Source organism: Vibrio sp. 10N.286.51.C3 (genome assembly GCF_003050065.1).
Taxonomy (GTDB): Bacteria; Pseudomonadota; Gammaproteobacteria; order Enterobacterales; family Vibrionaceae; genus Vibrio; species Vibrio crassostreae.
Genome location: NZ_PIGC01000011.1, coordinates 175,142 through 185,797 on the forward strand (window position 1 = coordinate 175,142; position 10,656 = coordinate 185,797).

The following is a 10,656-nucleotide window of genomic DNA, read 5'->3' on the forward strand; positions in this document are numbered from 1 at the left end:
CTGACAGATTTTTGTATACACTAGCCGAAAATAATAAAGTCGAAGTGCCACAGTAATGATGGCGCTATCTTCAAAGTCACAGCTTCACTTGGAGAAACAATGAAAACTCGCTCAATCCTTTTATCTGGTTTAATCGCTGCTTCAGTATTGTCTGGCAACGCATTTGCTAATGTTGACCTTAAGAAAAACATGCAAGAAATGAAGCTTGCGTTCAAACAAGCGGCAGAAGCTCAGAGCATTGAAGAGATGCAAAAGCCTATCGTTCGTTTAGATACGCTAGTGGCAGAGCTGAAAACGGGTGTTTACCCTGTGGAGAAAGAAGACAATTTCATGGAAGGCTTCAAAAAGATCAGTGCATCACTGGATAGCATTGAGCAGAAGCTAGACCAAGGTGACTTAGAATCGGCACAGCAAGAACTTCGTACTATTGACGGCCTTCGTGAAGAGTACCATGAGAAGCGTAACCCAAGCATTTGGAGTAAGATCTTCGGTTAATTCGCTTATTTGTTCCGTTTGTCTAGTATTATATTTGTTTAGCTATCACTGCCGATAGCCACCTTGTTCGCTAGAGTGACCAAAACAAGTTAGTAGATAACAAAGTTCAACTTCTAAAACGCCGCTTATATTTCCCTTTGTTGGAAAATGTAGGCGGCGTTTTTTATTGTCTTTTTTCTAATCAGTTTGATGCACTGAGGTGCGTAATATTTTTTTAGCGCTTCTGTTTTAACCGGTTTTTAACTAAATAGAGTGTGCGTTAGCTTCAATTTTTTAACCTGATGTTAATCTTTACGTTTACCTATATAGCAAGTGCCTCATAATAAGGGGAATTTATAAAGATTTGGAATAATGCGCCGAACTTCGTTCAATCTCTCCATGTTACTTGCCACAGCGTTAAGTTGGGCTTTAGTGACATTAATGCCTGTTATCAATGCTCATGGTAACAGTGCGGGAGTATGGGCGTCGTTGTGTACGGTCAACGGCTTTGAACTGGTTCAAATTGAAGAAGGCGAACCGAATACTCACAAAGGTAAGCCGTGTCCGTTTAGCCATTTTTCCACATTTCACCAAGATGAACTTCCAACTACACTACTGACAACTCGACTGAGTTCTATTGTCTCAGACAGCTACGCTTTTTTGGCTCTAAGCGAACGCTACACGAGGCAAGCCCCGCGCGGCCCTCCCTTTGATATTGCTTAAACCTAACCTTCTAAAATAATTAAAAAACAAAGTATTAAGTAAAGTTAAACATGCTCAGATTACTTTCTGATTCTTCAGAAGGTATGTTTGCGTGTGTCAAAGGAAATAATAATGTTGAGAAATGAATCTCAAAGCTCTGCGAAAGCACAAGCGACTTCGCAGTCTACAAGCAGTGCAACAACCGGTTCGAGAACCAATATAAAAAACAAAGACCGCAATAAAACTCTCTACTTTCTCACCTGGCGCTGGCACTTCTATGCTGGGCTATTCGTTATCCCTTTCATGTTGATGTTAAGTATTACTGGTTTAATGATGTTGTTTGACGATGAAATCGAGTTAGCTTTCCATCACGATGCGATCGAGATTGTTGCATCGGGCGACCCGATTAAAGTGTCACAACAGCTAGCAGCAGTGCAGAATCAATATCCGCAAGGTTCAGTGACACAATTTGTACCAAGCAAAGCGCCTGACTTGGCGAACCGTTTTTCAGTCTCTCTGGAAGACGGCACATCGGTTTTCGCAACTGTGAATCAATATACTGGTGAAGTCGTCGGTGAGGTGCCACGCAGCGACAGCCTGTATCAACTGGCAAATGACATCCACGGAACTTTATTGATTGGTGATTGGGGGGATTATCTGATTGAAGTGGCGATAAGTTTATCCATTCTATTGTTAGTTAGTGGCATTTACCTATGGTTACCAAGAGACAATGCAAGCCGCGCTGGCTTTCTTAAGCTGAGAGTGTCATCCGGACCGCGCGTACTGATGCGAGACTTGCATGCGAACTTAGGTGGCACGTTATCTCTTATTCTGCTGCTCTTTATCCTATCAGGGTTAGCGTGGACAGGTTTCTGGGGCGGTAAGCTTGTTCAAGCATGGAGCACTTTCCCGGCTCAAATGTGGGACGATATTCCATTGTCAGATCAGACGCACGCATCACTTAACCATGGCTCGGAAGAAGAGTTACCGTGGAACTTGGAGCAAACACCACTGCCTTTGTCTCAAGATAAGCCAGCAGCACACGTTCATCATGTGGAAGAGGCGTCTGAACCTCATGATCACTCTAAGATGGGAGAAGACCACTCTCAACATGTCATTGCGGCGAGCAGTTTCGCGATTGATGATGTTATTGAGAAAGCACGATCTCTTGGTTTCACGCATTACAAGGTGAATTTCCCACGTTCAGAAACGGGTGTTTACACGGTGACAGCCAATACTATGGGCGGTGATATCATCGATCCAACTCAAGATCGCACCACACACCTAGACCAATACTCAGGCCGTATTCTGGGTGAAGTGACATGGCAAGATTACAACTTCATTGCCAAGACGCTAGCTGTTGGTATTTCTCTGCACCAAGGTGACATTAGTATCATCAATAAGCTTCTAAATGCCTTGTTTTGCTTGGCGTTCATCGTTGTGTCAGTGACTGGCGGTGTGATGTGGTGGATGCGCAGACCGTCAGGCCAACGCAAGCTCGGTACACCACCTAAGTTTGGTGATGCAGGCTTATGGAAAGCTGGCTTGGTGACGGTGGTGGTTATTTCGGTACTGTTTCCACTGGCGGGAGCAACGATTGTGGCTGCGATGCTCTTGGACTGGTTACTGTTCTCACGTGTTGAGAAGTTCAAAACGGCGTTGAGCTAATTGAATCACAAACAGACCTTCTCGACTTGAGAAGGTCTGTTTTGTTATTAAGGTGTTTGTTTATTAATAAGACTTTAAATTTGATAAAGCTCTAGCGGCAGGCCGTCTGGGTCTGCGAAAAACGTAAATGATTTCCCCGTAAACTCATCCACTCGAATCGGTTCGACGTCGATTCCTTGTCCTTCCAAATAGCTTTTGAACTGCTGAACGTCATCAACACAAAAGGCTAAATGTCTCAGCCCTTGAGCTTCTGGAAAACTAGGTCTTTCTGGTGCATCAGGGAAGCTAAACAACTCAATTTGAGCGCCATTAGGTAGCGCTAGGTCAAGTTTGTACGACTGACGAGCCTCACGATAGTTTTCGGCAATTATCTCAAGTTTTAAAACTTCCGTATAAAAGCGTTTCGACAATTCGTAGTCTGAACAGATTATTGCCGCGTGGTGTATTCCTTTAAGCATCAGTTTATTTCTCCTGCCAGCTTGTCACCCAAGTGTTCCATCGCGTAGTCAATGAAAACGCGCAGGCGGGCGGGCATGTACTTGGTTTGTGCAAACTGCATAGCGATGGCGCCATGGTAATTACTCTTGATGGTCCAATCTTCTAATACCTGTACAACAGAACCTTCAGCCAGCGCGTCTTGAATCACGAAGTCATGGAAAATACCGACGCCTAGACCTTCTTTCACACCTTTGAGTCGCATTTGCGAGTGGTTAACTGCGTACCGCCCACTGACGGGCACCGTGTGAAATTCATCATCTTTAAGGAAGTCCCAAATGTGGTCTTTGTCTGTCTCTGCAAGATACAAACAATCGTGTTCAGAAAGGTCTGTTGGGTGGCTAGGAACTCCTTTGGCTTTCAGATAGTCGGGGCTCGCACATAGCACGAGGTTTGTCTTTCCAAGCTCTTTCAAAACCAAGCTTTCGTCGGGCTTATCGGTTAGGCGGAAAGCGATGTCGATGCCCTGACGTAAAATATCGATGTCGCCATCGGCCGCTCTCAACTTGAGTTGGATTTCTGGATACTGATTTAAAAATGGAACAACAAAAGGCTGTAGCACTGAGTTTAAGAAAGCTTCAGGCGCCGCTACTGTTATGGAGCCTGCTGGTTCTGTGTGATCAGAGGTCGACAATTCAACCGCTTGCTGTGCAGCGTTAATCATGACAACGCTCTGGTCGTAAACCAATTGGCCTGCCTGAGTAATAATAAGCGTACGAGTGGTTCGTTCGAATAGCTTGACTGACAGTGCTTTCTCTAAACGTGTAATCAGCTTACTGAGCGCTGAAGGTGTCACCCCTAGCTGTTTTGCTGCCGCAGTAAAACTCCCTTCATTTACCACTAAGATGAACGAGGCGAGATCAGGAAGTAAGGCGATGAGTTTGGGATTAATCATAAGTATCCAGTTAGACTAATTTCAACAGTGAGCATAACCTTGATTGTGATTGATCTCTTCTGACTTGTGAATCAATTTCATCAATTGATACGCGCAATAGTAGCCGTGATGGAAGCCGTTCTTTTGTTGTTCCTATTTCAAATTACTCAGTTATTCAAATCTCAAGTCAATATGGCAATTCCGTTGCTTCCAATTGGTTGTTAGATGCTTTTGTTATATCAATGTAAATACTTGTGATTGCTTGTTAAATTTCATTTAAACGGTGTTAATATCCTCCAAACTTGTGCTGAATCGAATCAGCTATATTTCATCGTTCGAAGAGAACTTTTAACTTCGAGTTCGGAAGAGCAAAACATAGTTAGAGGTAAGTATTTTGCAACGTACTGATATTACCCCAACGCAATCTCCTGCGTTAGCCGCGTTAATTAATAACGATTATGAGCTTAATTTCCAAGAGTTTATGGACCAAATACAGCTGGCGAATAAACCTATGTCTCTGGCTTCCATTCGGTTCATATTGGATAACATCGAGCTGAGTAAAGAAGAGATCAAGTCGTTGGCGAGTTTTGATAAAGAAACATACTGCCGACAAAGACTTTTCAAGAATGACCACTGCGAAGTTTTAATTTTGAGTTGGCTAAATGGGCAAAGAAGTAAAATACACGATCATTTGAATACGTCTTGTGGCGTAAAAATTTTACACGGGCAAGCAACGGAAACCTTGTTTGAAACGGCGGCTAATGGCCATATTTTTGCTTCTCAGTCGACTCATTTCCAAGAGGGCAGTGTGACCGTCAGTAAAGATAATGATATCCATCAGATATCGAATCTACAGGCTGGAGATGAACCGCTCATTACGTTACATGTGTATTCGCCCCCTTTAAGCCAATTCCACCTCTATCAGCTAGAGAGCGGTAAGCCGGAGCTGCTCGACATACAACAAGAGTGCTGGGCCTACGAGATTTAAAGTGCGTTAAACGGAGACAACTTTCTACTTAAATGGTCATGATAAGGCTAAAAGGAGGCGTAGAAAGTTTGTCGTTTAATTTTGCTTTAACGCTATGCATTATAAAATTTTATACTATTTATGAACTTCGCATATCCACGGTAGTCATAGGGCTCACAAATATAAAATAATGAGCTGGATAAATTATGACTAAATGTGGGTTAGTGTCTGTGGCATGTGCCACGCTGATAGGTGGAGGTGCGTATTTCTATTTTCAAACTTCAACGCCTCCAGAAGCCTTTCCAACCCTAACGGTCTCCACGGGGACGATCGAAAAGCAGGCGGTTGCGGTGGGGTATATCGTTCCCGCTCACTCTGTGTCTATCAAATCTCAAATCGACGGGATCGTTGGTGAAATCTATGCTGGTGTTGGTGAGTACGTAACGCAAGGTCAGCCGCTTATTAAGGTTCGCCCTAACCCTACCCCGAAAGCCTTGACCGATGCCTCGACAGAGTTGATGCGAAGTGAGGCGAACATTGAGTCAGCAAAACAACAACTCGCTAATCTGCAGAGTTTGGTTGAACAAGAAATCATTCCTAAGAACTACGACGAATATGTGACTGCACGTTCCAATGTGAAATCAGCACAGGCTGACGTTATGCAAAAACGTCAGAACCTCGAATTGATTCAAAGCGGGGAGTCGACAATTGGTAACTCTCGCCTCACCTCTACCATTTATGCTCCGATAGACGGTACGGTGTTGAATCGAAAAGTCGAGGTAGGAGAACCGATTATTTCTACTGAATCGAGTCAAGCGGCAACAGAAATGATGTCATTGGCCGATATGAACAGCCTGATTTTTAAGGGCAGTGTTAGTGAGCATGATGCCGCACAACTTACTCCGGGGATGCCAGTAACGCTGACCGTTGCACCTTATCCAAGTATCGAAATAGAAGGGGCACTGACTAAGATTGCGATTCAGTCTGAAAGTCTTAACTCGACAGCTGATAGTAGTTCGGGCAAAAGTTTTGATAACGGTTTTGAAGTCGAAGTTGGCGAGCTCAAAATACCTCAAGACGTCCGGTTACGTTCAGGGTTCTCATCATCTGCTCAGATAATTCTAGTTAAATCAGAAAATGTACTCACTCTACCAGAGCGCGCACTGCAATTTGAAGGCGACAGCCCTAACGTATTAATCCCAGATAGCTCAGAACAAGGCTTCCACAAGCAAGCGGTAAAACTGGGCCTATCAGATGGTATCAATGTTGAAGTCATCGAAGGTGTGGAGTTAGACGAAACCGTCATCGACAACAGTATGATGGGGGCAGCACATGGTTAAGCCAGCGCTGTTTAGTTGTTCACAGCGATTAGACAAACCTCTGTCACCTCGTAAATCGACCCTGTTGAGTATAGGCAGCTTGCTATTAGCAACTGTACTTAGTTGTCCTTCATATGCCCTTTCTATTGAACAAGCATGGCAGCGAGCCAAACAGACGGATCCTGATTACGAGAAAGCCCGAATTGGTGTTCAACTCGGCGAGAGTTTGGTGGATTTAAGTCGCAGCTCTTTATTACCCGCTTTAAGCGCGAGCGCTTCAGCAGACTGGAGCGAAGACCGCAGTAGTTCAAATCGGTATGGTGCAGAGCTGTCTCAGGTTATTTGGGACAGTAGTCTTTGGTCTGAATTAGATAAAGCACAATCAGATTATCTGAAATCCCAGCTGGAATTGGCTCAAGCACATAATGATTTGGCGGCTAAGTTACTTCTGGTTTATCTCGATATAGGCCGCGCCCAAGGTAACTTACAGCTAACTAACAGTAAGTTAGAGGAAGGCAGCAAGCTGCTAAAAATCTTCGAAAAACGCTATCTAGCAGGCAAAGTGAAATCGATTGATGTGGAAGAGATGCGTGCTAATCAGTTGTCTGACAAAGCCAATATTCTGCGAGCAAAGGCAGAGTTAGAAAGTAAAAAGTCAGAGCTGGAAGCGCTGATAAACCAAGCTCCTGATTCGGTGGATCAAATTCGTACTGAGAATTTGGTTGAGCCTCCTATGCTGGTGGCTTCTCAGCAGCAGTGGCTTGAGTTAGCGAGAAATAATAGCCCTGAATTACTGGTTGCCATAAAAGGCGTTGAAGCGCGCAAGCTAGACAAAAAATCCGCCCAAGGAGGTTATTACCCAACAGTTAAAGGGCAAGTGGGCTATAACGACAGTGATCGGTTGGACAACGGTGAATTTAACGCGGGTTTAACTCTTAGTGTTCCTATTGATTTAAATGGTTCAACACGCGCCAAAGTGGACCAAACTTCGCTTAACTTGTTGACGGCTAAGCAGGATTTACGAAAGGTTGAAATAGACATCAAGAAGCGAATTGATCAGAACTTTACTCAAGTGAAGCTCAACTGGGAACGAGTGTTAATGGCGCATGATGTTGTAGCGTCTCGCGCAGAGGTGTTGAGTAGCAAAGAAAAGTTATACGACGCGGGTTTCCTAGAAGCCTCAGATGTTATCAATGCACATAACAGCTTATTTGATTCAAGGTTCCTTCTACAGACCAACTTATATGATTATTGGCGTCAGAGAATAGGCCTGCTACAGACAACTGGTAAATTAGATGATGAAGCGATGGCGCTGATATCTCAGGCGTTACACCATGGTTAATCTTTTTCTTCAGACTTGGCAAACGTTGTTGGCGCATCGGATGAAAAGTGCCTTGGCTATTATTGCAATTTCATGGGGCGTACTGTCTGTTGTTGTTTTAATGGCGCTAGGGGAAGGCTTCTATCGTTATCAAACGAAGTCTTTCTCATTTTTGGTCAATGACACTCAGGTTGTGTTTCCCTCTAGTACGAGTAAACCTTGGCAGGGCTTGCCCTCAAGGCGCGAAATAAACCTTGAACAAGATAAAATTGAGCTGATCCAGCAGGCTGGTTTTGTTAAAGAGGCGTCTGCTGTTTACCTTAAATGGGATACCAGCGTGACGAATACTCAAGGGCATAATATTGGCAGTATGGTGAGTGGTGTTGCTCCCTCTTATTTTCCTATCTCACAAAATAAGTTGCAGCCTGGTTCACGAAATATTTCGGTGACGGATATGGCAAACCACACACGGGTGGCTGTATTGGGTGATCGAATTGCTCAAATGGGCGGAGTCGACATTGGCGACCATATTAAGATCAACGGCATTCCATTCTACGTAATTGGTGTGATGGTCGATAATGAAGGAGGGATCTCTTTCGGTGAGAGTCGACGAGTTTTTGTGCCTCAAACTACTTATCTTGATCTCTGGAACGATAAGCCATGGCAACTGCTATTAAAGCCTGTAGAAGCCATGGATTCCGCATCGTTTAGACGTAATATTGTTAATTTTTTTGCTAAACAGATGCACTTTGACCCTACGGATAAAGATGCGGTCTATCTGCCCGACTTTAGCGAGGGTGGGGACGTGATTACCGGTATCTTTCGTGGTATTCAAATATTCCTGACGACCAGTGGCGCTATGACTATGGCGGTTGGCGCTTTGGGTGTGGCTAATATCATGTTTCTCTCTGTTACGGAAAGAACTCGAGAAATTGGCGTTCGGCTGGCGATTGGTGCAACACAGGGTTCCATCATGTCTCAGTTTATTATTGAGGGGCTTATCTTAGTTACCTTAGGATCCATCGTGGGATTAATGGCGTCCTTTGGTACGGTTTATTTGCTTGGCTCGATGGCGTTACCAGAATGGATTGGATCACCTGTTATCACGTTAAGCTCGATTGGAATGGCGCTAACGGTGACACTGATTCTGGCGTTCTTAGCCTCTTACTTTCCTGCAAAACGGGCGTCTCGTCTCACTCCTGTTGATGCACTTAGTGCGAGGGCTTAATCATGCTATTACCGATGAGACAAATCTTTCAGGAAATGTCTGCAGAAAAGCTACGACTTGGACTCACAGTTCTGGCTGTTGCGTGGGCAACCTTGTGTATTTCAGCGATGCTATCGGTGGGAGAAGGCATTAGACAAGGCGTGCTTAAAACGGCACAAAATGGCAATGGTAATTTGATTTATCTATCAGGGGGGATGGCTACGGTTGATTATGGATCTTTTCATCAGGGCAAGCCGCTGACTCTAACAGTAGAAGATACGAAAGTTGTAGAGGCTCTGCCTAACATCAAAGCTGCGGTGCCGACAGCTGTGTGGGATGAATCACTTACTGTTGGGGAGCGAGGGTCTTGGAAAAAAGCGTTAGCGGTAACGACTGAATTTCAGTCGGTGACGAATCTCAAGACACGTCCAGGAGGGCGTTGGTTTAATCCTCTAGACCAAAAGCAACAACGCAAAGTCATCGTGTTGGGTTACCTTTTAGCGGCCGATTTGTTTAACCCTAATGAAAGCTTTAGCTGGTTTGCTACTGTCAAATTAGAGGTTAATCCCGTCGGGAAAACAGTAAAAATTGGCAGCCAAGAGTTTACGGTGATTGGTGTACTAGAGAAAAACAGTGCCAAGGTTGAACAGGGAGATAGCATCAATTATTCGAGCTTTGTTCCTTTCTCTACATGGCAGCGTTTTAATATCAACGGAGATATCAGTGGTATCAACGTTCAACCTCATGATGGTGTCGACAGAGTCAAACTTACAGATACGATTCGTCAGGTTATTGCGCGCAAACATGGTGCTAGTGTCAGTGATGAGCAGGTCGTTCAGGTTGAGGATATGTTCCTCAAACAAAAAACGATGCAACAATTCTTAGTTGGTCTGCAGGGGTTCCTTGGTGTGATTGGTTTTATCACTTTGGCAGTGGCGGGCATAGGTATTGCTAACGTGATGTATGCAACGGTGAAACGATCCACACGAGATATTGGCGTGAGAATGGCGGTCGGTGCTACTCCAGGGATGATTCGCATGCATTATCTGGTTCAGTCATTGATGACTATGATGATGGGCGGTTTATTGGGCTTAGTAATCACTTATACACTGATTGCTGTAATTCGCTCGTTAGAGCTTGAAGGCAACATGTTTTATGAGCGTCTTGGTAAACCTGTGCCTGAGCTTTCATGGTTGGTTGTCACCATTGTTGTTTTGACGTTGGTGGTTATTGGTGTCGCTGCGGCTTGGCTTCCGGCTAATCGTGCGGCGAAAGTGACTCCGATGGAGGCACTACAAAGTGAATGATGAGATCAAAGACAGCGGAGAAACCATGTCTAACAAATTCTTAGTGGAACTCTCAAATATCGGTAAACACTACTCAAACGGTGATACTGAAATACGTGCATTAGACGGTGTCGATCTCTCGATTGAGAAGGGAGAGTTTTTGTCTATTTTAGGCCCGTCAGGATCCGGTAAATCAACGCTGATGAATATGCTGGGTTGCCTTGATAAGCCGACGGAAGGGGAGTATCAGCTAGATGGAAAAAATGTTGCTGCGTTGAGTGCTAATGATCTTGCTGGTATTCGGAATCAAAAAATTGGTTTTGTATTCCAGAGTTTTAATTTG

General features: G+C 44.4%; 11 protein-coding genes. 9 read left to right on the top strand and 2 right to left on the bottom strand.

All coding sequences use genetic code 11. The features are described 5' to 3' along the window. Window positions 1-99 precede the first annotated feature (99 nt). The 3 genes from CWO27_RS14115 to CWO27_RS14125 all read left to right on the top strand — a co-directional run bounded on the left by CWO27_RS14115 (window position 100) and on the right by CWO27_RS14125 (window position 2,844). Window positions 100-495, top strand: coding sequence for a cytochrome b562 (locus tag CWO27_RS14115; RefSeq protein WP_017100642.1), 396 nt, complete (start codon window positions 100-102; stop codon window positions 493-495). Between the two features lie 351 nt (window positions 496-846). Beyond that, window positions 847-1,197 (top strand): hypothetical protein, encoded by a 351-nt coding sequence (locus CWO27_RS14120; RefSeq protein ID WP_048663368.1) that lies wholly within the window; start codon window positions 847-849, stop codon window positions 1,195-1,197. A gap of 111 nt (window positions 1,198-1,308) precedes the next feature. Further along, the gene (locus CWO27_RS14125; RefSeq protein ID WP_102478897.1) at window positions 1,309-2,844 is read left to right on the top strand and encodes a PepSY-associated TM helix domain-containing protein; all 1,536 of its coding nucleotides are present in this window, start codon (window positions 1,309-1,311) and stop codon (window positions 2,842-2,844) included. Window positions 2,845-2,918: 74 nt separating this feature from the next. Here CWO27_RS14125 and gloA2 read toward each other — a convergent pair whose 3' ends face one another. Together gloA2 and CWO27_RS14135 are read right to left on the bottom strand one after the other, a co-directional pair. Continuing rightward, the gene (gloA2, locus tag CWO27_RS14130; protein WP_048608779.1) at window positions 2,919-3,302 is read right to left on the bottom strand and encodes an SMU1112c/YaeR family gloxylase I-like metalloprotein; all 384 of its coding nucleotides are present in this window, start codon (window positions 3,300-3,302) and stop codon (window positions 2,919-2,921) included. Continuing rightward, entirely contained in the window at window positions 3,302-4,234 is a 933-nt protein-coding gene (locus CWO27_RS14135) for a LysR family transcriptional regulator (protein WP_102431494.1), read from the bottom strand. The genes gloA2 and CWO27_RS14135 overlap by 1 nt, the downstream gene beginning before the upstream one ends. Window positions 4,235-4,607: 373 nt before the next feature. Between CWO27_RS14135 and CWO27_RS14140 the strand changes: the two genes are divergently transcribed. The 6 genes from CWO27_RS14140 to CWO27_RS14165 form a co-directional block, all read left to right on the top strand. Beyond that, window positions 4,608-5,201 carry a cysteine dioxygenase gene (locus CWO27_RS14140; protein WP_102431495.1) on the top strand — a complete coding sequence of 198 codons (594 nt, stop codon included), beginning with the start codon at window positions 4,608-4,610 and terminating at the stop codon, window positions 5,199-5,201. Between the two features lie 185 nt (window positions 5,202-5,386). Beyond that, window positions 5,387-6,520 carry an efflux RND transporter periplasmic adaptor subunit gene (locus CWO27_RS14145; RefSeq protein ID WP_107899101.1) on the top strand — a complete coding sequence of 378 codons (1,134 nt, stop codon included), beginning with the start codon at window positions 5,387-5,389 and terminating at the stop codon, window positions 6,518-6,520. Further along, window positions 6,513-7,841: a TolC family protein gene (locus CWO27_RS14150; protein WP_107899102.1), complete on the top strand. Its 1,329-nt coding sequence runs from the start codon at window positions 6,513-6,515 to the stop codon at window positions 7,839-7,841. The genes CWO27_RS14145 and CWO27_RS14150 overlap by 8 nt, the downstream gene beginning before the upstream one ends. Then, window positions 7,834-9,048, top strand: coding sequence for an ABC transporter permease (locus tag CWO27_RS14155; protein ID WP_102431497.1), 1,215 nt, complete (start codon window positions 7,834-7,836; stop codon window positions 9,046-9,048). The genes CWO27_RS14150 and CWO27_RS14155 overlap by 8 nt, the downstream gene beginning before the upstream one ends. Before the next feature lie 2 nt (window positions 9,049-9,050). Continuing rightward, on the top strand, window positions 9,051-10,334 hold the full coding sequence (locus CWO27_RS14160; RefSeq protein ID WP_107899103.1) for an ABC transporter permease: 1,284 nt from the start codon (window positions 9,051-9,053) through the stop codon (window positions 10,332-10,334). A 25-nt stretch (window positions 10,335-10,359) separates the two neighbouring features. After that, the coding region (locus CWO27_RS14165) for an ABC transporter ATP-binding protein (RefSeq protein ID WP_146161580.1) at window positions 10,360-10,656 on the top strand (297 nt) is incomplete at its 3' end.

Bases quoted from the DNA above. Each gene is read 5' to 3' on its own strand.
- CWO27_RS14125 (WP_102478897.1), top strand. From the start codon at position 1,309: ATGTTGAGAAATGAATCTCAAAGCTCTGCGAAAGCACAAGCGACTTCG.
- CWO27_RS14160 (WP_107899103.1), top strand. From the start codon at position 9,051: ATGCTATTACCGATGAGACAAATCTTTCAGGAAATGTCTGCAGAAAAG.
- CWO27_RS14145 (WP_107899101.1), top strand. From the start codon at position 5,387: ATGACTAAATGTGGGTTAGTGTCTGTGGCATGTGCCACGCTGATAGGT.
- CWO27_RS14115 (WP_017100642.1), top strand. From the start codon at position 100: ATGAAAACTCGCTCAATCCTTTTATCTGGTTTAATCGCTGCTTCAGTA.
- CWO27_RS14135 (WP_102431494.1), bottom strand. From the start codon at position 4,234: ATGATTAATCCCAAACTCATCGCCTTACTTCCTGATCTCGCCTCGTTC.
- CWO27_RS14155 (WP_102431497.1), top strand. From the start codon at position 7,834: ATGGTTAATCTTTTTCTTCAGACTTGGCAAACGTTGTTGGCGCATCGG.
- gloA2 (WP_048608779.1), bottom strand. From the start codon at position 3,302: ATGCTTAAAGGAATACACCACGCGGCAATAATCTGTTCAGACTACGAA.
- CWO27_RS14120 (WP_048663368.1), top strand. From the start codon at position 847: ATGCGCCGAACTTCGTTCAATCTCTCCATGTTACTTGCCACAGCGTTA.
- CWO27_RS14150 (WP_107899102.1), top strand. From the start codon at position 6,513: ATGGTTAAGCCAGCGCTGTTTAGTTGTTCACAGCGATTAGACAAACCT.